This is a genomic window from Alteromonas sp. ABH2_165, assembly GCF_056159945.1.
This window is the reverse complement of sequence record NZ_JBSWWF010000006.1, coordinates 361,606-384,167: the sequence shown is the minus strand read 5'-3', so window position 1 is coordinate 384,167 and position 22,562 is coordinate 361,606. Positions and strand designations below refer to the sequence as shown.

The 22,562-nt window shown below is 47.3% G+C and carries 17 protein-coding genes; 7 read left to right on the top strand and 10 right to left on the bottom strand.

Features of this window, described 5'->3' with window-relative positions:
- A partial coding sequence (locus ACXAFQ_RS14090) for an Ig-like domain-containing protein (protein WP_474823623.1) occupies positions 1 to 1,459 on the top strand: 1,459 nt, incomplete at its 5' end.
- Between the two features lie 40 nt (positions 1,460 to 1,499).
- Here the strand turns inward: ACXAFQ_RS14090 and ACXAFQ_RS14085 are convergent.
- The 4 genes from ACXAFQ_RS14085 to ACXAFQ_RS14070 form a co-directional block, all read right to left on the bottom strand.
- Complete coding sequence (locus ACXAFQ_RS14085; RefSeq protein ID WP_474823619.1) at positions 1,500 to 2,456, bottom strand: PAS domain-containing protein; 957 nt, start codon at positions 2,454 to 2,456, stop codon at positions 1,500 to 1,502.
- A gap of 50 nt (positions 2,457 to 2,506) precedes the next feature.
- Positions 2,507 to 5,020, bottom strand: coding sequence for a chemotaxis protein CheB (locus ACXAFQ_RS14080; RefSeq protein ID WP_474823616.1), 2,514 nt, complete (start codon positions 5,018 to 5,020; stop codon positions 2,507 to 2,509).
- Between the two features lie 16 nt (positions 5,021 to 5,036).
- Positions 5,037 to 7,019, bottom strand: coding sequence for a putative bifunctional diguanylate cyclase/phosphodiesterase (locus ACXAFQ_RS14075; RefSeq protein ID WP_474823658.1), 1,983 nt, complete (start codon positions 7,017 to 7,019; stop codon positions 5,037 to 5,039).
- A gap of 172 nt (positions 7,020 to 7,191) precedes the next feature.
- Positions 7,192 to 8,970 carry a DUF885 domain-containing protein gene (locus ACXAFQ_RS14070; RefSeq protein ID WP_474823612.1) on the bottom strand — a complete coding sequence of 593 codons (1,779 nt, stop codon included), beginning with the start codon at positions 8,968 to 8,970 and terminating at the stop codon, positions 7,192 to 7,194.
- Positions 8,971 to 9,196: 226 nt separating this feature from the next.
- On the opposite strand from ACXAFQ_RS14070, the gene ACXAFQ_RS14065 reads away from it, so the two are divergent.
- From ACXAFQ_RS14065 to ACXAFQ_RS14045, 5 genes are all read left to right on the top strand, one after another.
- Complete coding sequence (locus ACXAFQ_RS14065) at positions 9,197 to 10,411, top strand: M24 family metallopeptidase (RefSeq protein WP_474823607.1); 1,215 nt, start codon at positions 9,197 to 9,199, stop codon at positions 10,409 to 10,411.
- 2 nt (positions 10,412 to 10,413) lie between these two features.
- Positions 10,414 to 11,016 (top strand): YigZ family protein, encoded by a 603-nt coding sequence (locus ACXAFQ_RS14060; RefSeq protein WP_474823603.1) that lies wholly within the window; start codon positions 10,414 to 10,416, stop codon positions 11,014 to 11,016.
- A gap of 239 nt (positions 11,017 to 11,255) precedes the next feature.
- Positions 11,256 to 11,906 carry a PAQR family membrane homeostasis protein TrhA gene (gene trhA, locus ACXAFQ_RS14055; RefSeq protein ID WP_474823600.1) on the top strand — a complete coding sequence of 217 codons (651 nt, stop codon included), beginning with the start codon at positions 11,256 to 11,258 and terminating at the stop codon, positions 11,904 to 11,906.
- Positions 11,907 to 12,174: 268 nt separating this feature from the next.
- A complete protein-coding gene (locus tag ACXAFQ_RS14050; RefSeq protein WP_474823596.1) occupies positions 12,175 to 14,253 on the top strand; it encodes a right-handed parallel beta-helix repeat-containing protein in 2,079 nt (692 codons plus the stop codon).
- 36 nt (positions 14,254 to 14,289) lie between these two features.
- Positions 14,290 to 15,774, top strand: a complete 1,485-nt coding sequence (locus tag ACXAFQ_RS14045) for an oligosaccharide flippase family protein (protein WP_474823593.1) — start codon at positions 14,290 to 14,292, stop codon at positions 15,772 to 15,774.
- 51 nt (positions 15,775 to 15,825) lie between these two features.
- On the opposite strand, the gene ACXAFQ_RS14040 is transcribed toward ACXAFQ_RS14045, so the two are convergent.
- The 4 genes from ACXAFQ_RS14040 to ACXAFQ_RS14025 form a co-directional block, all read right to left on the bottom strand.
- Positions 15,826 to 16,665: a class II glutamine amidotransferase gene (locus ACXAFQ_RS14040; protein ID WP_474823588.1), complete on the bottom strand. Its 840-nt coding sequence runs from the start codon at positions 16,663 to 16,665 to the stop codon at positions 15,826 to 15,828.
- A 131-nt stretch (positions 16,666 to 16,796) separates the two neighbouring features.
- On the bottom strand, positions 16,797 to 17,600 hold the full coding sequence (locus ACXAFQ_RS14035; protein ID WP_474823584.1) for a polysaccharide pyruvyl transferase family protein: 804 nt from the start codon (positions 17,598 to 17,600) through the stop codon (positions 16,797 to 16,799).
- An 82-nt stretch (positions 17,601 to 17,682) separates the two neighbouring features.
- Positions 17,683 to 18,474: a Stf0 family sulfotransferase gene (locus ACXAFQ_RS14030; protein WP_474823581.1), complete on the bottom strand. Its 792-nt coding sequence runs from the start codon at positions 18,472 to 18,474 to the stop codon at positions 17,683 to 17,685.
- Positions 18,475 to 18,491: 17 nt separating this feature from the next.
- Entirely contained in the window at positions 18,492 to 19,355 is an 864-nt protein-coding gene (locus ACXAFQ_RS14025) for a glycosyltransferase family 2 protein (RefSeq protein ID WP_474823576.1), read from the bottom strand.
- 88 nt (positions 19,356 to 19,443) lie between these two features.
- Here ACXAFQ_RS14025 and ACXAFQ_RS14020 point away from each other — a divergent pair, with 88 nt between their 5' ends.
- Positions 19,444 to 20,253 (top strand): sulfotransferase family 2 domain-containing protein, encoded by an 810-nt coding sequence (locus ACXAFQ_RS14020; protein ID WP_474823572.1) that lies wholly within the window; start codon positions 19,444 to 19,446, stop codon positions 20,251 to 20,253.
- A 158-nt stretch (positions 20,254 to 20,411) separates the two neighbouring features.
- Here the strand turns inward: ACXAFQ_RS14020 and ACXAFQ_RS14015 are convergent, their stop codons facing one another.
- The gene (locus ACXAFQ_RS14015) at positions 20,412 to 21,401 is read right to left on the bottom strand and encodes a hypothetical protein (RefSeq protein ID WP_474823568.1); all 990 of its coding nucleotides are present in this window, start codon (positions 21,399 to 21,401) and stop codon (positions 20,412 to 20,414) included.
- Entirely contained in the window at positions 21,401 to 22,528 is a 1,128-nt protein-coding gene (locus ACXAFQ_RS14010) for a glycosyltransferase family 4 protein (protein WP_474823565.1), read from the bottom strand. The genes ACXAFQ_RS14015 and ACXAFQ_RS14010 overlap by 1 nt, the downstream gene beginning before the upstream one ends.
- Positions 22,529 to 22,562: the final 34 nt, after the last annotated feature.

The window sequence follows — 22,562 nt, the reverse complement described above, 5'->3', positions numbered from 1 at the left end:
CGACCTCACCAGCGATACGCCGCTAATTTCGGGTACCTCTGATGAAATTGGTGCGATTATTACTATCGTTGTTACCGACGGCAACGGCGATGCACAAAGCTTCACCGCCACCGTGCTTGGTGATGGCACCTGGTCTGCAAACGTTCCGTCCGCTATCTCCGAGGGATTACTGGATGTGAACGTGTCGGTGCTAGATGCCGCAGGCAACTTAGCCACGGTGAGCACATCGGGGCTTATCGACCTCACGCTGCCTATCCTCAACGTGAATGCCATCACTGATCTTAACAGCGATACCCCGCTTATTTCGGGTACTTCTGATGAATTAGGTGCATTGATCACTATCGTTGTCACCGACGGCAATGGCGATGCGCAAAGCTTCACCGCCACCGTGCTTGGTGATGGCACCTGGTCTGCAAACGTTCCATCTGCTATTTCAGAAGGTCTACTGGATGTAAACGTGTCGGTATTGGATACCGCAGGCAACCTGGCCACGGTGAGCACGTCAGGTCTTATCGACCTCACGCTGCCAATATTGAACATCAATCCGATTACCGATCTTATTAGTAGTACACCACTCATTTCCGGTACATCCGATGAAATTGGCGCCCTTGTATCGATTGCCATCACCGACGGCAATGGCGATGCGCAAAGCTTTACCGCCACCGTCCTTGGCGATGGCACCTGGTCGGCTAATGTTCCATCAGCTATCTCCGAAGGGCTGCTGGATGTGAACGTGTCGGTATTGGATGGTGCTGGCAACCTTGCCACGGTGAGCACGTCAGGTCTTATCGATCTCACGCTACCTATCCTCACGGTAGACGCTATCGGTTTCACCAACGATTTGACACCTACCATCTCGGGTACATCGGATGAAATTGGTGCCACTGTTGATATCCTCACTGAGGATGCATCAGGTAATACACAGACATTGTCTACAACCGTTGGCAGTGACGGCACATATTCGCTGGATATTCCGGCAGATGTAGCGGAAGGCATTCTTAATATAGATGTATCTGTAATTGATGTGGCGGGTAACTTAAGTGAACTGTCTGTAAGCGGTGTAGTTGATGTAACACCACCAGCACTAAACATCACACATATGCCATCGCTAACTCAACCTTACATATCAGGAACCTCTGATCCCGAACTGGAAGGCCTGGCAGTAAACCTCGATTTAACGGCGAATATCCTGGGGATCGAAGCTACAGTGGAAATCACCGTTGCCATTGCCGAAGATGGCACGTGGAATTATGGGCCTATCCTCAACCTGGGTGTTGGCCCGGTTTCGCTAACAGCTTCAATTACTGATGCTGCTGGAAATGTGTCTGAAACGACAGAAAGTGGCTCAATTTCCATCCTTGGAGGCTTCCTCAGCGGACCAAGTTCGGAGCCAAGCGGTTCAGAAGATTCAGGATCGCTGCTTTCAATAAACCTGGGGCCATTGAGTATCGATATCTAAGTGAAATAACGATAAAAGGCCTACAGATAATCTGTCGGCCTTATCGAAAGAACAATCCAAGAATGTAGGGCAAATCTACAAATTTGTTGAACATCTCTTCTGATACGGGCATCTGGCGAGCCTTCATGGCTATCGTTTGCTTACCAGTTAGCCAATCGAAAGATGCCGCCTTCTTGTCGACTGATTCGTGTAATGCTGTTAAGTCATCTTCACTGAACCCGATTACCAGAACGCCATAAAACTCATCAGAGAAGGAATGAAAGATCCCTCCTGGGACCGCAGGTATCAAATTATCACGAAGAAAAATTCTAAGTTCGTTGATTCGACTGATATCTTTATTTAAAGACGGCACTGAAACACTGATAACCGTCACATCTAAACCAAGGCGCTGCGCATTTAGCGCAAGTAAGCGAGTTTGCTCAACAAAGTGTTGCTGGTCTGAAAAGCCGAGCTCGTCAATACCTGTGTCTTGTTGCACATGCTGATTAAGCGCTTCATTCATTGATTTGCTTCGAGAAACTTCTTCACTCAAAGCGTCAAAACGGCGTGCCAGATGATCATATTTAATTTGCAGACCAAGTAATTCTTGCTGCCTTTCCATTACCCGGGTTAAATCTTGATGGCACCCCAGTAACCGGATTGGCTCTCCATCTTCAGAGTGGATGGCAATGCCTTTGCAACGCACCCACACAATTGAGCCATTTTTATGTTTGTAGCGAACCACCTGATCGTAAGGAATATCCGGGTATCTGAGGTGTAGTTGGAGATTACGCTGCGCTACCACCAGATCTTCAGGAAAAATAAGATCTTGCCATTCGCTGACTTTGTGCTGCTTAAACTCAGGATCATAACCAAATAAACGCCAGAACTTCGGGCTCATCCACTCATTCTCAGGCTCGGTTAAATCCCAGTACCAAAGGCCGTCAACCACTTCATCCTGAAAGAACTCAAACATTAACTTGTCGTGCTGGAGCAAATGGAAAAGCTCTTTTTCCAAGTAATGCTCCTGCATCGACAATATCTGTGGTCTTTCTTCAGGCTTGTCCATTATCTAAGCTCGATAATCGAGATAATGACCCCTTTCGCCCTGTCACCAATTTTGTACTGGCTAACCGTTACTTCAAGGCTAGTGTCGGTGGCCTCATTGGTGAATACCTCAGTTACAGCGCCCTTTTGGCCTCTATTAACCTGAGAAACCAAATCTTCCAGTGATTTAAGCGGCTTCTTAAATGACAGGTCGCGGAAATCGCGGTTAATATCAAAATCGATGATATTAACGTACTGCTTCATGGCCTGAGTAAATCGGCGGATCTTCAAGTCACTGTTCAAGAACAACACCGCCAAATGCGTGGCTATCATCAAGTTCTCAAGGTCGTTATTGATATCCGTTAACTCTGCGATCTTTTGCTGATATTCGCTATTTACTGTGTAAAGCTCTTCGTTAACCGACTGTAATTCTTCGTTGGTCGACTGCAGTTCTTCGTTCGCTGCCATCAGCTCTTCGTTGCTGGATTGCAACTCTTCGCTAGTGGTGTCGAGATCTTCTAACGCTTCACGATACAATTTCTGGCAGTCGATGAGCGCGTTATCGAGCTCTTCAATGCGCTTCTCAGTCTGTTCTCCTCGCTCGTATGTAATATCCGAAGTCGGGATTTTGCGCATCTCGCCTTTGAAGAAGCTTAGTGCCACAAACGTATTGTCCGGCCCGTTTTCGCTGAAAGAAAAGCATCGTAAAGACCAGGAACCATTTTCTTCCGTTTTGATGTCTTCCATGAGTACAGATGTGTGCTCACGAAGTACTTGGTGCGCGGCTGAAATAGCCTGCCCCGATAACTCATCGAGAAGAATATCTGATAAATCGTAAGTCACTAAACCCGGGCGCAACTTCTCAGTAAACGGCGAGGTATCACCATAGCTATACACCACTCGCAGCTTCGCATCAGTGATCAGTGTGGGAGGAATATATTCATCCATCACCGCCTGACGACCAATAGTGGCGGACTTACGCTCTTTTTCAATTCGCTTATTCGGCGTACTTAGATAACTAGAAATTGATTTAGGCTTGTAATTCCGGTTACGAAATGCAGGCGAGGAAGAATTAATTTGTGACGACGGTACCTTAATGTCTTTGGTTTTCTGATAGATTCTGCTGCGCTGATCGGTGAAGTCAAAATAGATACTGAAACTCCCCGGCGATTCGGCACTGCCGAGCACCAGAAAACCACGCACTTTCAATGCAAAATGGAAGAACGCCATCACTTTCTGCTGTGCAGAATTCTGCAGATAAATGAGCGTGTTACGACAGCTTACCAGGTTCATATTGGAGAACGGTGGGTCCTGAATAAGGTTGTGAGTGGCAAACACCACCATGTTCCGCAACTGTTTCGTTACCTGATAATTGCTGTCATTCAGTAAATTGAAATGCTTGGTGAGATACTCTGCAGGCACCTCTGAAGAAATGCTACTGGGATACGTACCGTTAGCAGCAAAAGCAATAGCAGACTGGTCGATATCGCTGGCAAATACCGTGACCTGCCTGTCTACATTAAGCTCTTCCAACGCTTCAGCGAACAGGATGGCATAAGAATACGCCTCTTCCCCGGTTGAGCAGCCTGGGCACCACAGGCGAATGGTCTCGTCAGGTGGTGTTTCCAGCACTAACGGCTTCACCACATCTTCATACAGCTTTTCCCATACCTCGACGTCGCGGAAAAATTGCGTCACACCTATAAGCAGGTCTTGCTTAACCAGTTCCACCTCTTCTGGTGTGGAATTTAAATACTCCCAATACTCAAAGAGGGTGTGCTTACTATTAATGCTCATGCGGTGCTCTATTCTTCGAGACACCGTTGACTCTTTATAAGCGCGGAAATCCAGCTCTGTGCGGGTGTTTATGAGCGCTAAAATATCATCAAGAATTTTGGAATTTTTGGATAAATGCTCTCGGAATTTACTGCGAGTTTCCCGCGCGAGAGGATGCTGAATAAAACGTTTAATCTGATCAGGAATATCACGGATAGGCAGAACGAAATCCACTGAGCCGGTATTAATAGCATTCAGCGGCATTCCATCGAATTTTGCCTCATCAGGGTCTTGGGCGATAACCATAGCGCCCATTTCTTTCAGGGATAAAACGCCACGGCTACCGTCTGAACCGGTACCCGATAAAATTATGCCGATAGCATGATTCTGTGCATCTTCCGCGAGGGTACGAAACAATTCATTGATAGGTAGGTTAATGCGGTTGTCTGGCGGTAAATCTGAAAGGTAAATCTTCCCCTCGGCAATACGCATTAACTTTCCTGCCGGGATGAGATACACCGTGTTGCTCTTTAACTCTTCTCCTTCTACGGCCTGATGCACAGCCATAGAGGTATTTTTACTGAGCAATTCATCCATCATGGATTTAAAATCCGGAGACAAATGCTGAACGATCACATAGGACGCGCCTAAGTTGTCAGGTAACAGGTTAAACAGTTCCTGCAATGCTTCCAGCCCGCCGGCTGACGCGCCAATACCAACAATGTAGTGCGAAGAGTTATGCTCATCCTTGCTTTCCATAGTGCTTTACCCACGCTTATGATGCTAATTTTTGGTCATTCAATATTTTTTTCAGTGTATCCGAATCTACCGGCGGAGAGAAATAAAACCCTTGAAAAAGATGCACTCCCATCTTTTTACATCGTGTGAACTGCTCCTCGCTCTCGACCCCTTCTGCTAATATCTGCAAATCGAGGCTTTTCCCCATCGCGATCATCGCGATAAGTGTTTTCTGGAATTTATCCGTTTCCAGCATGTTACTGATGAAGTAACGGTCAATTTTTAACTCATCGAAATTGTAATGCATGAGCCTTTTAAACGAGCTATAACCGGTTCCAAAATCGTCCATGGAAATAAGGAACCCTTGGTTCACCAAAAGCTCTATCTGTTTTTCCACCCGCTGACTGTTTCGCTCTAGCATTAATTCGGTAATTTCAACGCATACAGATGTAAACGGTATTTTATGCTCAGTACACAGTCGGCTGATCCGGCTTGTGAAATTGCCTACCTCAAGCTGGGATACATCGACGTTAAGATTTAAGCGTAGGTCAGGATTAAATTTGAGTAGCCCAGAAAAGCCTTCAAGAGCACGTTCCAAGGCCATCGAAAGCAATTGGCGATCAAAATCGTTGAGCTTTGCAAAGGTGATAATATCTTCAATGCTCTTAAAATACTTCAGCGGTTGTCGAAAACGAATCAATGCTTCGACTGACATAATTTTGCCGTCTAACCCGTAAATGGGCTGATAATGGCAATTAACGTCATTATTGGTAAGAACTTCGGACAACTCTTTACGCTGACTTTTTAGCCATTTTAACTGCTCGCTGAGGTTGACGTCGTAAATCTTGAAATGGTCATTGGAAAAGCCCCCTTTTTTTACTTCATACATGCCCTGATCCGCTGCATCGACCATGGCTTGAACTTTTTCAGACCGACCCATTTCTTTATCGAAATGGATCATGGGTGTCCATGCAATACCGATGCTACAACTAATCTGCTGCTCTTTGCCGTCGATGGCAGCCATTCTGTTTAATGAGTCGGAAATTTTTTTCGCGACATTTCCCACAGTGCGATGTTTATCAATTCCCGGCAAACAAATTACAAATTCATCACCGCCAAAGCGGGCTGTGAGATCGTGTTCTCTCACAATTGAACGGATTTTTCGTGATACGACCTGCAGCACCTTATCACCCGCCTTGTGACCGAGGGAGTCATTAATTTCCTTGAATTTATCCAGATCAATGAATACAAACAGCGAGTTAGTAAACTTGGCTTCATCCATTTCTTCCACTTTGCGGATAAAGGCGGAACGGTTGAGCAATTCGGTAAGCGGGTCGTGGTCAGCCATATATTGCAGTTGCGACTGTGCCTGATGTTCGCTGGTAATATCACTTACAGTAACCGTTGCATTAATAAATTTATCTCTGTGAGCGAAGTGAGCAGAAAGCTGCACAGAAAAAATATATACCTTGCCTAACGGGGTAATAAACTCGGCTTTACTTTGATAAACGCTTCGTCTGAGTTCTTTGTCCATAATATGCGCCTGCATATCGCGTATGGTGTTCTCAGGAAGAAATTCTGCCCAGCCCCGGCCAAGCAATTCGTCAATAGAGGTTTTCATCATATCGGCACAGTGGCCGTTTACAAAGACTGCATCCCAGTTGCTATCAACGTTGATAATGCCAATGGGGAGATCATGAGCAATCTTGGTAATGCCTTTACTGTCAGAAAAAACGGATAATGCATAAGGTTCTTCGGGAATTGCAGTGGTAGATAACACACAGTGATAGCCAATTAACTTTTCAATACTGACCACAACAGGTCCGGCATTAAGAAGTGAAATATCTTTTTTAGTAAGAATTCGGGGAATGAGCGAGCCATACGCAAATTGCGACAATCGTTCGGACGCTCTACATAACTCAAGGTCCCTGTCATAATAAGCCGTGAAACCGTCATTTAACTCGACGATAAGATCACGCACATCCTTTTGAGGAGAAATTAACGCTGTGGAGCTTCCCATGTCAATCAACTATTTTGCACCTTAAAAACAGCGTTGTTGCGTATAACATCCATTCACAAAACGCATAGTTTCATAAAGATAGTACTAAATGAGTTAAAACGAGAAATATTAGGGAAAAGTTTATTGGCGCGTAAAATACACGCGCCTTGGTTATGGATGAAAATAGTTGGCTTTAGTTAGGGTACGGCGACGGGCCACCTTCCTCAATAAAGCGGTCGATACGCTGCTCCAGCACCGACAACGGCACTGAACCGAGTTGAAGCACGGTGTCGTGGAAGTTACGGATATCGAATTTATCGCCCAACGCTTTTTCCGCCTTCGCCCTAACCTCTTCCATTTTCATTTCACCTAAGTAATAAGACAACGCTTGTCCCGGCCAAGCGATATAGCGGTCTACCTCGGTGGTAATTTCGTGTACCGACAACGCCGTATTATCTTTCATAAACTGTTGCGCCTGTTCGCGTGTCCAATCTTTAGAGTGGATACCGGTATCTACTACCAAACGAGCTGCACGCCACATCTGATAGCTGAGCATACCGAACAATTCATAAGGCGTATGGTAGATGCCCATTTCCTCACCCAGTTTCTCGGTGTACAACGCCCAACCTTCACCATAAGCAGAGATATAACTTTGGCGACGGAATTCAGGAATATCATCATTCTCCAGTGATAATGGCATCTGGAAAGCATGACCTGGCGCTGATTCATGTAACGTGAGTGCTGGCAACGAATACAGAGGGCGTGACGGCAGGTTGTACGTATTCACCAGGTAAACACCCGGCCCACCACGGCCCGCCGTATAAAATGGTGCAATATCATCTGGCACAGGAATAATGGCAAAGCGTGCCCGGGGTAAATGGCCAAAGTAATCACTGGCCACCGCATCAAATTCTTTTGCCGTCCAGGCCGCCCGGTCTAGCAGAGCTTGCGGGGTATCTACATAAAACTGTGGATCGGTACGCAGAAACGTTAAAAACTCTTGCAGCGAGCCTTTGAAATCAACATCTGCCATGACCTTAGCCATACGCTCGCGAATCTTTTTCACCTCACTCAAGCCGATGTTGTGAATTTCATCGGCCGTTAAATCCAGCGTGGTGTACTTTTTAATTTCCGCTTCGTAATACGCTTTTCCATCAGGTAAATCGTACGCGGCGGTAGAAGGTTGTGCGTTGGGAATATAGTCTTCGACTAGAAATTCCAGCAGCTTTTCGTGAGAAGGAATAATCGATTTTTCGATGGCAGCTTTACCTTCGGCGATAAGTGCCTTTTGGCGCTCGGGGCTGATTTTCGAAGGCAGCTTGGTAAAAGGCTGAAAATAGATATTGTCTTCGCCGCTGGCTTCCACCACCGACTTCACAGAAGCTTCCCGTCCCACCAGCGATATTTTTGGCAAGGTGTAGCCACGGGCCAAACCCAGTTTCATATTGCTGATTTGCTGGTCGAAGTAACGTGGCATGTCGTTTAGCCACTTAATGTAATTCACATAATCCTGTTCGGTGTGAAACGTTTCCCTGGCCAGATAAGTCAGGTTACTCCAGAAAGCCGTGTCGCCTTCCAGGGGCTTTTCATACATGCGAAATTTCTGGTCAGTAATTTTAGTTTCTATTTGATAGCGATAAACTTCATAGTTAACTTTATTTTCTGCCGACAGCGCTTCCACATTTAACGCATCCAGTTGCTTCAGCACGGACTCCCAACGCTTCAAGCGACTGGCTTGTACTTCAAGACTTACGTCTGGCAGCGAGCTTGGCGCTGCCTTGGTATCACTGTTTTCATCAACACTGTATTGATTGGTTCGCCAGTTCCATTCACTGGTATAAATAGCTTCAAACTGGCTATCCACACTCTGCTCAGCCTGGGTAGCATTTGCAGCATGAGCGATGCTTGCGCCTTGTGTTGCAATAGCGATAGACAACGAGAGTAACTTAATTGACCGAGATAATGTTCCCACAGAAAGCTTCCTTATTGTTGTTATCAGGCTTTTCACCTGTTTTTGTGAGGTCAGTTTTAGCATTTACCGACAGGCATTTACCACTGCTTGAAGTCGGTTCGACAAAATGGACAGATAAACGGTAAATCGACAGGCGAACAGAAATTACCGCCTGACGCACGCATCGGTTTTTAGGTTTTGGTATACTGTATTCCTTAAAAACACCATCATAATACCGGGAGGCCCAATGGCAGTAAACGGGATTGGCGGCAAAACAACCGCCGAAGCATTAGCATCATTAAAAGATATGACACAAGATATCTCCGCCGTAGGCAAACCGGAGTATCTTTCCCGCATTGCAAGCGCCCAAGCTTATATGCAGCAAAATGATATTGCTGCCGTTTACCTGAACGCAGGCACAAACATGACGTACTTTACCGGCCTTGAATGGTACGCCAGTGAGCGTCTTGTAGGCGCTATTCTTCCTGCTAACGGCGACATCGTTTTTATTGCGCCTACATTTGAAATTGGTTCTTTGTCTGAACGCCAAATTATCGAAGGCGAAATTATTGGCTGGCAAGAACACGAAAGCCCATATACATTATTTGCGAACACCCTTTCAAACATGGGCATTAGCGAAGGCGCCACCATTGGCGTTGACGAATCCACCGCATTTTTCATTGTCGACGGCTTCAATAAAGCGCTGTCCGGTATAAACATCATTAACGGTAGTACTGTAACCGCGCACTGTCGTATGCAAAAAAGCGAGGCGGAATTAGCACTGATCCAGCGTGCTATGGACATGACCCTCACTGTGCATAAAGCGGCTGCCAGTATTCTGCGTGAAGGAATCACCACCACGGAAGTGGAGCGTTTTATCCATGATGCCCATAAGAAAGTGGGTGCACCGGCCGGATCTTATTTCTGTATCGTCCTGTTCGGCAAAGCCACCTCGTTTCCCCATGGCGTTAAAGATCCTCAAGTGCTGAAAGCCAATGATATGGTGCTAATTGATACTGGCTGCAAACTGAAAGGCTACTTGTCAGACATTACTCGTACTTATTGTTTCGGCACGCCAACAGAAAAGCAGGCGACCATGTGGGAAGCGGAAAAAGCTGCCCAGATTGCTGCCTTTAACGCAGCCCAGACGGGTGCACCCTGTGGCGATGTCGATGCGGCCGCCCGCGCTTGTCTGGAAAGCTATAAGCTTGGTCCAGACTACAACCTACCCGGCCTGCCTCATCGCACCGGTCACGGCATTGGTATGGACATCCATGAATGGCCCTATCTGGTAAAAGACAATCCACAACCACTTGCGAAAGGCATGTGTTTCAGCAACGAGCCGATGATTGTGGTACCGGGAGAATTCGGTATCCGTCTGGAGGACCATTTTTACATGACCGACACCGGTGCTGCCTGGTTTACCGAGCCTGCACATTCTATTGAAAATCCGTTCGGCTGATCATGAGTTACTGCGTTCCGAAACAGCGGTACGAAACGCTGCTGGAAATTAAGAAGAGTAAGTTCTTTGCCTGCGCCGGCTTTGTGGAATCCCGCGAAGCGGCCATGCAAATGCTTGAAGAAGTGAAAGCCCAATACCCCGACGCCCGGCACCATTGCTGGGCGTATCTGCTTGGTACTCCCCATCAACCGGTAAGCGTAGCTATGTCGGACGACGGCGAGCCGTCTGGCACCGCAGGCAAACCCATTCTCAACGTGTTACAGCACAAAGATGTGGGCAACATCATGATGATTGTCACCCGCTATTTCGGTGGCATAAAGCTGGGTGCAGGCGGACTGGTTCGCGCTTATTCCGGCGCAGCACAGCAAACCATGGAAACCTTACCGGTGATTGAAATGGTAAGTCTGGAATCCTTTGAGGTAGAAACCGACTTCGCCCAGGAGCAATTTATTCGCCACTGGGTATCCACGGTGGAAGGAAAAATCGCCGATTGCCAGTACAGTCAGGCTGTCACGCTGTTTATCGATATCCCCGCCGATGCTGAAGATGCCCTGATGGCAATGGAAGGCAGTCACGGGTTACGGATAAAGCGGGTTGAGGATTAAGGAGCTTGTGCCTTAAGAAGGCATTTGCGAATGCCTTTCTTTCGTTACCTGCGTTTATCTCTGTCCCAATCGTTCATTAGTCGCCCCCCCAAACACTAAGTTCTCTGGTGCACTCACTTTATTTGTTGTTTCAAAAAAAGCCACTGACTTATCTCTGCAATAAAGTTAGTGTACAAGTGTACGCTGAAATTCTAGAATGGCCGTAAAGAACAAAAAAGCGCCTTAATAAGGAGAACGCCATGTCCAAATCAGATCCACGTCCTGTGGCAGCAAAAGCTTACTCGGTAGTTGAAGAGTGGCTTAACAGTACCAGTCATGGTATTGGTTTGATTGCTGCGGTAGTCGGGCTGGTGTTTTTGCTGATGCGGGCAGAGCATCCAGTGGCAATTGCGGCTGCGGCGGTGTATGGCTCAACGCTGATCTTAATGTTCTTAAGCTCCACCCTCTATCACGCCATTTCGAATAAGAAAGCCAAAGGGCTGTTAAAGCTGTTCGACCACAGTGCCATTTATTTATTGATTGCCGGCACCTACACGCCGCTGCTCATGGTGGCCATAGGCGGCTGGCTGGGTATTACCATGACGGCCATTGTTTGGTTACTTGCAGTGGGCGGCGTGGCCTTCAAACTGGTAGCCCAGCACCGTTTTCCGAAAATATCTGTGGCCACGTATCTGCTGATGGGATGGATTGCGTTGGGCTTAATTTATCCGCTGTATGTTGCGCTACCTGGCGCAGGGCTATGGTTAATCGTAGCGGGCGGCCTGTGTTTCAGTGTTGGCGTGTTGTTTTACGTGGCAAAGTCAAAACGCTACACCCATGCTATCTGGCATTTGTTCGTGCTGGGCGGATGTGGCTGCCATTTCTTTTCCATCTACTATTTTGTTGTTTAAAGCTCGGTGATATAAAGCTCAGCGGACTGGCGCTCAGTCGCTTTACTGTCGTTTTAAAGTGACAGTTATTCCACTCCCGGCCTAATTTTATATTGGGCTTATCTTCCAAATACATCGTATAAGCATATAACTACCGTATTTATCGTAGCTGGCCCTGCTTTTGCTTACTACATTGCTAACTTTAGTAAGTGTTGTTTGCAATACACAGCAAGCAGGCACATACGACACTGCTTTACCCTGATTTCTTATTTCCAACCGGAGTTCCTGAATGCGACATTTGCCGCAAACGCTGCTCAATTCACGTAATTCACTGACATTTATTCTGGTGCTGATTGCCAGCACCTTGTCTTTGTCGGCCTGCACGCAGGTACAATCAGAACCCCGAAACCTCACGGTACTCCCGTCGCAGCCAGGTACCGTGGCCTTAGAGAAGCTTCTGGAACAGAATATTACTGATGCCAGCGACGCTGAATCTATTGTGCTGGGACTGGCTGAATCCAAGGATTACGGACGTATTCTCAATTTGCTTAAAGCAGACTATGCCGATGAAGCCGCGAAGCTATTATTGACCATGAACGAAGGGGTTTCACTGGAAGAAGCGACTCTGAAGCTGGCAAAAGCTACCGACTCGGAAACCGCCATGGGTCATGTGGTAAGAACGGCCTTTATTCTGTTCCCCTTGGAGCAAGGTGGGCTTTACCATTATCTGCAGGATAATCTTGGTATCCGCGCCACATTATTAAACAAGTGGGCAGAAAGCGCAGGGTTACTCACCGCGGCCACCATGCCTGAACCCGATGAAAATGGCCTGTTCATCCAGCCGCTTATCAATTCAGCAAGCATTACCTTATTCCATCCTGATCGCGATACCCGTGGGGCAATGTTCTACAAACCCGCCGATTCGGAGAACTGGGAAAAAGCCCGCGACATGACATGGGAGCCAGTAAACAGTGTGCTTACAGGGCCGATAGTTTATCTGCAAGCCAATACCACTTACGACGTAAAAGTTATTCTCACCGAACAGCAAGATGTAGAAAGAGAAATCGTTGCACAATTCACCACCCGCCCAGATACGCCAGTTATTAACCCGGAAAAGGTGTACAAACTGTCAGACATTTATCGTGGCGGCACATTAGATTTAGAGGCGCTGGGCATTGAAGGTGACGAAAACGGTTACGCGAAAATTGTCGGTGACAAGGACACGGTGATTCGTGCTGGTGACGATGAGAAGTACGCGGTAAACGTAGGTGACAACAGCTATATTTATTTTGAAAACATCACCATTGAGGCCGCCAGAGTCCATGGGTTTTACGGCGAGGGCGCCCACGACATCTGGATTAATAACTGTGATATTTCCGGCTGGGGACGCGCCCCGAATGTGATGAAAAAAGGTATCGCTTTCGAAATGGAAGATGCCCAGGCGATAAACTACGACTCTGCCATTTACTTCCGTCAGTCGGGTGTGATCACGGTAGAAAACTGCAATATTCATGACCCGCGTGCCATTGCGAATGACTGGTCGTTTGGTCACCCGAAAGGGCCGAACGCTTTCCTTGCTCACGCCAATCATCCCGACCCGAAATTTAAAGGGCAAGTCATTCTGCGTAACAATCATTTCCACGGCACCCAGACCCATCGTTTTAACGATATTATCGAAGGTCGTAAAAATGCAGAACCACTGGGCGGCTTCGTCCGCGATTCAGCCATTTACAACAATGAACTGGCCTATTCAAACGACGATGCCATTGAAGTAGACGGTGGTCAGCAGAATGTGTTGGTCTACAATAACGATATCTCTCACACCTATTCTGGCATCAGTATTACGCCGGTTCGGGTAGGCCCTAGCTTCATCTTCAACAATTATATTCACGACCTGGGTGATTTACGTGGCAAGCAATGGGCCTCAATAAAAATGGGTGGCTTGCTTACTAGTCCGTCGGGGCAAAGTGTGATTATGCATAACTTGATCACGGTAGGCAGAAACGGGCTAACGGCCTCGCGTTTTAAAAACGACGATACCTTCTGGACTTATGCACAAAATAACATTGTGATCACCGAGAAAGACAACAATCAGGTAGGCTACGCCGTATATGATCCGGAAAACTATAGCGGCTCGCAGTTTATTAATAACTACTTCTATAATTTAAAAACCGGTGCCCCGAAAATTGAGGCGACCCTTACCGAGCCCTATGTATTCGAAGAGAGCAAACTGAATCAGCAAATCGCTGAGGCGTTATTTAATGGCGGTAAAACCGTTATGCTCCCTAAATGCGACAAATATCGTATTAACAATTTTACTCAACGCAATGAAGACGGCACACAGACATTGTACGGAATCGTTGAATAGTTTTAAGTCAGTGAAGTAACAAGGACGCTTCGTTTTATGTCGTTAAAAGCCCGCTCCCTGAAGGGAGCATTCTTCAACTTGTCTGCCAATGGCGCAGGCCAGCTGGTTAATTTCGTCGTTTACGCCATCATGGCCCGCATTCTTGGGGTCGAAGAGTTTGGTCTGGTCGCCATTTGCCTTATGGTAGTAGAATTCTGCAACCTGTTCGTCACGGTGGGCGTTTCGCAGAACCTTATCCAGCGGGATAAATGGGACAATGAATTTGCCAGCCTGTCGTTCTGGTTTCTAATGGCCGTGTCGCTGGCCATAGCCGTACTCATGTTTGCCGTGGCTGTACCGGTTGCTTGGTACACCTACTCAGAGCTTGCAGCCCAGCTCATTGCCGCACTCGCTATTATTCCGTTAGCCAACGGGGTTCGCCTGGTACACAAAGCCAAGATGGAGCGGGACTTCTTGAATAAGCGCCTGGCGGCCTACGACACTGCTGGCGTGTTAGTTGGCGGCGTAGTCTCTGTAGCGACAGCCCTAACCGGGTTCGGCGCATGGGCCATCATCTTTGGTAAAATTGTGCAAGCGTTTGTATCCACCGCCCTTACCTGGCATGGTTCGACGTTCCGTCCACACTGGGTAAAAGATAAAACGCACCTGCCTGAAATCATTCATTTCGCTAAGCCGCTGATTGCCATGTCGTTTATGAATTTTTTCTCTCAGCGCACGTCCAATATCGTTATTGCTGCGTTTTTAGGTGCAGCTACGTTCGCATATACCTCTGTAGCCAGACAAGGCTTCTCGGTATTGAACAACCTCACTTTCCAACCGCTGAATCGTATTGCATTGGCAGGGCTTGCCCGGGTTAGCGACGATAAGTTATCAGACACCTTTGGTCGGGTAGTCAGCATGACAGCCTTGTTCGTCACGCCAGTCTATTTTGGTGTGGGCGCCATCGCCCATCCGTTCATCGATTTGGTATTTGGTGACAAGTGGGTAGACAGCGCCTATCTGTTATCGATCCTGGCACTGCAAACGCCGTGTAATGTGATGGCGTACTATCTGCCCAACCTGCTCATTGCGCGTGGAGAGCCTGGCGCGGCGTTCAAGCTGAACCTCATCAACCTTACCTTTAACTTCTTATTGCCGTTGGCCGCTGTACCTTGGGGGCTTTACGCTGTGATCAGTGCCTTGGTAGTAGCGAATTACATCACGCTTATTCTTAAATTCTGGCTGGTGAGCCGCTCTTTAGATGTGAATTTAAGCCTGGCTTTTAAAGAAACCTGGATGTTCACCTTCGTGGGTCTGATCATGTTCGCCGTGGTGTTGTATCTGGAACGCTTCCACGTATTCGGACTAGACAATGTTTTTTTCGAACTGCCCGCTCTGGTAGCCGTTGGTGGAGTAATTTATTGTGGAGGATTACTGTTATTCTTCCGTCGTAAAACACTGAAAATCGTCAACGAGTTTAAATCTGGGAAAAAACAGAAGAAGAAAGGCAAAACACCGTTAGCAGAAGACACGATAGAGTAAGACCGCTAAACCATTCACGCAGGGGCACGTAAACGCCCCTGCTGGTTGCCCTTATGCGCAGTCTCTGGGCATATTTTTCGGGCTCACCATTTCCTGCTCGGCTTTGTGTACAGGTACATCTACCTTGCCCTGAGCGATGACTTCTCCCGACTGCCAAAGTTTCCATTCACCTCGCTCGTAAACATCCCATTCCTCGTCGTGAGTAAGTGGTTCTGTGGCAATAATACTAACCACATCTTTGGGATTCGTTTCAGAGGCAAAATCTACTGCCACTTCTACATCTTTCAGGCAAGCCGGTCCAAAGGGCGCACGGCGAGTAATGCTGGCGAGCTTGGTACTGCAAAAGGTAAATAACCAATCACCATTACTCAGTAAACAGTTGAATACACCTTGCTCGGCATAGGATTTCGACAGTGCCACCAGCGTCGTCGCCAGTTGCTCAGCGGTGGCATCTCGCTGCAAATTTTGCCGCACGTGGTTCATCAAATCACAGAACAGCTCTTCGCTGTCGGTATCGCCAATAGCTTCGTACATACCGGTGCGTCGGGTAAAACCGGGGATCTGGCCGTTATGCGCAAACACCCAGCAACGCCCCCATAATTCCCGGGTGAATGGATGCGTATTAGAAAGGTTGATGTTGCCCACGTTGGCCTGACGAATATGGCAGATGGCGGTTTTGCTTTTAATGGGTAACTTGGCAACAAATTCGGCAATCTGAGAGGTGGCGCAGGGTTCGGCATCATGAAACAAACGCACGCCCTTTCCTTCGTAAAAAGCCACGCCCCAGCCATCTTTATGCGGGCCAGTTTCACCGCCGCGACGGGTCAGGCCGGTAAAACTAAAGCACAAATCGGTTGGCGTATTGGCACTCATGCCGAGAAGTTCACACACAGCAGTTTCTCACATCAGACGACAGATGCGGGAAGCATAGCCAACAACGCAGAGGGTTTCAATGAAAGGCCCGCGTTTGTGCATCGCGGGCCTTAGCAGACGCTTGAGCAACTAGAGGTGAGACGTTGTTTTTACACGCCCCAGAGATCGAACGGAAAGGCTTTGTACAGTTTATCTGTCACCGCGGTGAAGTCTGGCGGTGTATCCAGGTGCATCGAGATCCCTTCTTCCAGACTAGACGTTTTAGGCACATCGGTACGGCCGGTACCCTGATAATAATCCTGGTATTTGAACATGGATTCGCCGCTGCCTGAATCGTAGAAAATGGCCGGTATGCCATACGCTTCGGCAATGATAATACCGTGAAGACTGCTGGATATAACCCGTTTGCTGTTAACAATGGCTTCAATGAAGGAGCCTGGGTATTGCATTGGCGTGACCAGGTCCTTTTCGTATCCTGCGTATTGGGCCATGTCATCGTTCATGTGGTTAATGATGATGTAGTCTTTCTTGTCTGCTTTTTCCATGAGCGGACGGGAATAGAAATAAGGCAGCAACAAGGCCGGATCGCCATACACTTCAGGTACGTTAATCCCGCGATTTAATAGGTACTCACGAGTAAGCGGACCGCGCACCGCACGCACATCCAACTCGGAGAATTTAATCACGTCGTCGCCCATCTTCTGGTTATAGCCAGTTCCCCACAGCGTATCGCCATCACGGGCGAAATGCAGTACCGAACCTACGCTCACCAGTTTGTTGTCGGGGTTGAGCTTATCTTTAATCAGCTTGCCTTTCATGGCCAACACGCGTTTTACTAAATCATAAGCAACGTAGTCACCAATATTCGGGCGATCATCTTTTTTCGACTGCCACCAGTACACTCGCTTCTTTTCTTCAGCCAGAGTCTGTTTTATAGCCCATTGGTTCAGCATGCTTTTTCCTTCTTATCCGTGACGCTTAAAGTCACCTTTCATCCAAATTTGTGTTTGTGTTTTATACCCATGAGCGGGAATATCAGGAGAGCTTTTTAGCCAGCTTGTGCCAAATGCTTTCCTGGTTAAATCGCAGTAGTTCGTTATCGGCGTTAAATTCTTGCTGGAATCTTGCCAACCACTTTTTGTTCAGTTCGTTACTTTGTCGTTTGGTTACCGGCGATGTGGGAATTTTCGGGCTCTCCACATCGATACCCATGAAATCAGCAATACGCAATACTGTGTTCACGGTATTAGATCGCACATCAGAGAAATTCAATTCCATGTACTTGCAACCCGACGCGGCAAGTGAGTAACGCCATGACGCATTTTCGAGACACACCCGGCGGAGCCCGGCTTCAATGTCGTCGAACCGGTAATCAGGATCGGCAACCGGTTTACCCTGCTCAGAAATCCACGCCCCGGTTTGTTTGGCTACCGCAAGAGACACCGCCTGCGCCATCACATCTTCGCGAGTAAGCAGCACGAAGTGTGGATTGGGAAGTAAGTCGCACATTGCCTTAAAGCCACCAAATTCCTGCACGTGAGAGTAATGAATCTTGATACCAAAGGTCCCGTTCGATGAGGTACGTCGAGCCTGTAAGACTTTCAGCACTTCAGGTAAGGATTTGCAATTCAGTCGCGCTTTCCACTCGTCGAGATTCTTACGGTTTGCATATTCCAAAGGAAATCCAAACGCATCGGTTTGATGCAGCAAGTGGCCCAACATATGACTACCGGAGCGTACCGTAGAGGCGATCACAAGGGTCTTTTGGGTTTCAGTTTGGTGCCGATAATCGTGTTCCGAAGAAAACTGATCCTGATAAAGCTCCATGGTTTTGCTCCTGTTGGTTAGCTAACGCGCTGACGTAATTTTTTTACCGTAACCGCTGCCAGATGGTTCAGTGTGGTCGCCAACCCAGCGATATGCACTGACTTCATCACCCACTTCATTTTGTCCTTCTTCTGCGGCAGGTATACCAGCAATTGTGCGGCTACCCGTTTACGGTAGTTTCTGTCGCCGAGGAACTGGCGATGCTTATCAGCTGACCGTAATCGCACCACCGCTTCGTCGGGCGTCATTTTCGCCACCTTGGCGCCAATGCCATCCATGTTCATGAACCGATAAAGGAAAATGGGTTTTGGTATGTTGAATAGCGTGTAGTCTTGCTGCAGCAAGCGCACATACATGTCCCAGTCCTGCCCGTTAGGCAGTGTTTCATCAAACCGTTCGGTAAGCGCTAGCGATTTCCGAATACTGAACCCACTCATACCGCAATACTGATTACCAGTTCTGAGTACATCCCATTCAACGCGACGCGAAGGCTGTACATAAAGCTCGTCTTCCTTACCCAATACCGCGTAACCGCTCACCACTGCATCCGCGCCTTTCTCATACGCCTTTTTGTGTTCCCACAAATACTCTGGCTGCCAGATGTCGTCGTCATCCAGAAAAGCAATCACATCGCCTTTGGCATTATCTACACCGATGTTGCGTGCCTTATTGGCACCTGACGACGTTTTCAGGAAATAGTAGTGAAAATCGGGTTTAGCAGAGAATTCAGCAAGAATGTCATCATATGGCAAGGAAGATGCATCATTCACAACAATCACCTCAAGCGGCTGCTCGATTTGTGCATACACCCCATCCAGCGCTTCTTTGAGTTCTGCGGGGCGGTTGAAGGTTGTGATCACAACACTGAATTTTATGCTCATTGGTATCCCTGTGAGTTTACAAATCAATCCGAAATGGAACAGAAATCTGTGAAGATTTCCCAAACATGAATACTATGGAGCAAGAATCATGCAAGAAATCCTGAAGCAGCAATCGGAAAAATATCTCGCCCGCTATCCTAAGATTTTCTTCTGCCACGTGCCCAAATGCGCAGGGGTTTCTCTGTCCAATGCGATTTATCAGGCCGTTTATCCGTCGCTGTTAAAAGCCACGCGTTTCACCGGTCACATAGACCTCCGAGCCAGTCGCGAATGCGAGCAGCTGTTGGGCGTAGACATGATGACAGCAAGAGAAACGCAGCTTACCTTTCAGCTTAGTAGCAAATACCAGGTTTTCACTACCGGACACTGTGTGGCGCGCCCGGAGGTGGTGAGTAATTTTTACAAAGACTGGCACTTTCTGACGATACTACGTAAGCCCGTTGACCGTTTTATTTCAGAATATGTGTACAACCGCTTTAAAGAATCGGAATGGCAGAAAAATGAAACCGACATTGAAGAGTATCTGAATTCAGAAAAAGCCCTCAGTTCAGCGGTGACGTACGCGAGATATTTTTCTGGATACCGTGATGCCAAGGAAATTTGGGAAAATGCCGATGATGTTATTGCTAAATCTGTAGCCAATTTGCGTCGTTTTTCTGTGTTCGGCACATTGGAGCAAATGGATAAATGGCAGGAAGATTTCAATCAGCGTTTCAACACCCGCATCAATATTGCGAGCAAAAATACTAGCCCAAATCGTGGCGCCTCTTCTGCCATTACCAGCAGCACGGAACTGATGTCGAAAATTGCAGAACTGAGCAGAATTGACCAGGCTATTTACGATGAAGTGGTTAACATGGTAAATGCCCGCACGGTAACCACTGCGAAGGCGAGCTAATTCTACATATACTACGTGCACCGCTGACACAGCGGTGCAAAGTTTTTTGTGCTGTAGACCAGATATCAAAAAGCCCCGAGGCGACTGTCTCGGGGCTTTTTGCATTGAAAGTGTTTATCAGTAGCCTACATCATGAAGACGTTAGCGTTGGTATCAGTTCAGGTTGATAGCACCACACGCCAGGATTCGCGTATAGCCTGCTCGCCGTAGCGATCCAATGCCTGGTTTATCACTACACTGGAATCGACATAATCGAGATTAGCTAACTGTGACTCTAGGTTGTCTGGCTGGAGAATTTTAACGAAAGGAAATTCCCGCGCTTTCATTCTGGCGAAAGCGGAGTCGAAACATAGCACATTCGCCCCGAGACTCATCGCCATATAGAACGTGCCTGATGAAATCATGGCATTATCATCGTGAGCCATAATCACAAACCGCGTATCAGAAATGGCTGCTTCCAGCGTTTCCTCTTTAACGAACGCATTGTTCCAATCCACTTGCAAACCCCTCTGCTCAATAATCCCATGCAATTTGGCTGCATAATCCTTGTCGGAACAAAAGCCCATTACTTCCAGCTTTTGCGCCACCGGCCACACCTCTAACAATTTATCGAGGCGCTTATAAGGCTTGATCGACCCAAAATACAAGAAATCATGTGTCTTTTGGGTATCTCCAATGCCTTCAAAGAATTGAAATAAATCCCTATCGTTAAAATACAACGGGTGTTTGACCACACTGGACTCGATTTTATCGGTCATTTCCAGGGTGACAACTCTGTCGGCAACCATGGAAAGTAAACGCAGGATCAGGTTGTATAACGAGGATTCTTCGGCAACATTGTGAGGTTTGTAATTATGACGAACCCAAATCACCTTGTTGCTAAACAAAGGAATAGAGCAAACAGTCAGAAAAAATGCGAACAGGAAAGCCCAACGCTTTGGGCCAGACATGCCTTTCCTAAATGGCTGATCTTCATACCAGTTCAGTACCAGCCAATTTTCGTCCCGGTTAAATAAATTAGCCGGGCGAAACAACTTCTTGAATGGTTTAATATCATAGCCAAGTTCAGAGAATGCCCCTTTTATGCGTTCAACAAAACCGTTGCTATGTACAAATGGGTAGAGAAACAGTTTTCGGTTTTCTTTCATTACGCCGCCGTACGAGGTTGAGCCGGAAGTCCCATAGCCAGATTATTGGCAATAACAAACGTGTCGTCAGAAATAGAATCCCAGTTGAACGTGTTCAGGAACGCTTCTTTGTTTATCGCCAACGCCAACTCATTCACGTGCGTTAATTTAAATGCCAGTTGGTCGGTGTCACCCACGCGGAAATACGCATCTTCTGGTAAACCGATGTCGGCATTTGGGGTGATGTCACTGATGATAACCTCTGTACCCGCCGCGATAGCTTCTAATGCAACAATGGGCAGACCTTCATGATAGGAAGGTAAAACAAATACGCGGGCAAATTTATACAGCGCATTCAATTCGTCACCCTGACGACGCCCCGCAAAAATGATGTTGTCTCCCGCCTGCTTTTTGAGGCTCATGGAGTACTCATCTTCGTGGTCGGCACCACCAACGATAACTAATTTCAGATCGGTATCTGCTTTTTTATAGGCTTCAACTAAATCGTGAAACCCTTTTTCAGGAACTAGCCTGCCCACAGTAAGCACATACTTACCTGGTTCAAGTTTCAGATCTGCAGGCAAAGCTTCTGCGCCCATGTTGGTATCCATATCGGTTTTGGCACCGTTAGGCACAAACATGATGCCGTTGGATTTTCTTGAGAACTTGCTCTTCAGTGCACTCGTTAACGAACGGCCTACAACGATGGCGCGGTCTGAAAATTTAAGCGCCATGGTCTCGCCGAACTTCAGTACGTTTTTTGCGAACTGATTCCATTTCTGGCGATCGTAGTCGGCACCGTGGTGCGTCACCATCACTTGCATACCTAACAGTTTTGCCAGCGGTGTGAACAACGCTGGACCAATGCCATGAATGTGCAACACATCAGGTTTCACCACAAAACGGGCGTAGAAAATCGCTAAAAACGTATGTAGGAACGTTTCTACGAATTTGCTCTTCATTGTCCATACCGAGCGTAATTGCACACCTTTGTACTCTTTCACAGAAGAGTCTACATAGGGTGAACGACAAATCACGGTAACTTCCATGCCAGACTTAACCAGGCGCGGATACAGCTGCTGACAGTGAGACTCAATGCCCCCCATCACATCAGGAATTCCTCTTAGACCTACGGCACATAATTTCATAACATTCTCCAAATTCTCAGCGAGACCTGAGCTT

Coding starts and splice junctions, on each gene's coding strand:
- ACXAFQ_RS14045 (WP_474823593.1), top strand. CDS start 14,290: ATGTCGTTAAAAGCCCGCTCCCTGAAGGGAGCATTCTTCAACTTGTCT.
- ACXAFQ_RS14025 (WP_474823576.1), bottom strand. CDS start 19,355: ATGAGCATAAAATTCAGTGTTGTGATCACAACCTTCAACCGCCCCGCA.
- ACXAFQ_RS14060 (WP_474823603.1), top strand. CDS start 10,414: ATGAGTTACTGCGTTCCGAAACAGCGGTACGAAACGCTGCTGGAAATT.
- ACXAFQ_RS14030 (WP_474823581.1), bottom strand. CDS start 18,474: ATGGAGCTTTATCAGGATCAGTTTTCTTCGGAACACGATTATCGGCAC.
- ACXAFQ_RS14080 (WP_474823616.1), bottom strand. CDS start 5,020: ATGGAAAGCAAGGATGAGCATAACTCTTCGCACTACATTGTTGGTATT.
- ACXAFQ_RS14035 (WP_474823584.1), bottom strand. CDS start 17,600: ATGCTGAACCAATGGGCTATAAAACAGACTCTGGCTGAAGAAAAGAAG.
- ACXAFQ_RS14015 (WP_474823568.1), bottom strand. CDS start 21,401: ATGAAAGAAAACCGAAAACTGTTTCTCTACCCATTTGTACATAGCAAC.
- ACXAFQ_RS14050 (WP_474823596.1), top strand. CDS start 12,175: ATGCGACATTTGCCGCAAACGCTGCTCAATTCACGTAATTCACTGACA.
- ACXAFQ_RS14020 (WP_474823572.1), top strand. CDS start 19,444: ATGCAAGAAATCCTGAAGCAGCAATCGGAAAAATATCTCGCCCGCTAT.
- trhA (WP_474823600.1), top strand. CDS start 11,256: ATGTCCAAATCAGATCCACGTCCTGTGGCAGCAAAAGCTTACTCGGTA.
- ACXAFQ_RS14075 (WP_474823658.1), bottom strand. CDS start 7,019: ATGGGAAGCTCCACAGCGTTAATTTCTCCTCAAAAGGATGTGCGTGAT.
- ACXAFQ_RS14010 (WP_474823565.1), bottom strand. CDS start 22,528: ATGAAATTATGTGCCGTAGGTCTAAGAGGAATTCCTGATGTGATGGGG.
- ACXAFQ_RS14065 (WP_474823607.1), top strand. CDS start 9,197: ATGGCAGTAAACGGGATTGGCGGCAAAACAACCGCCGAAGCATTAGCA.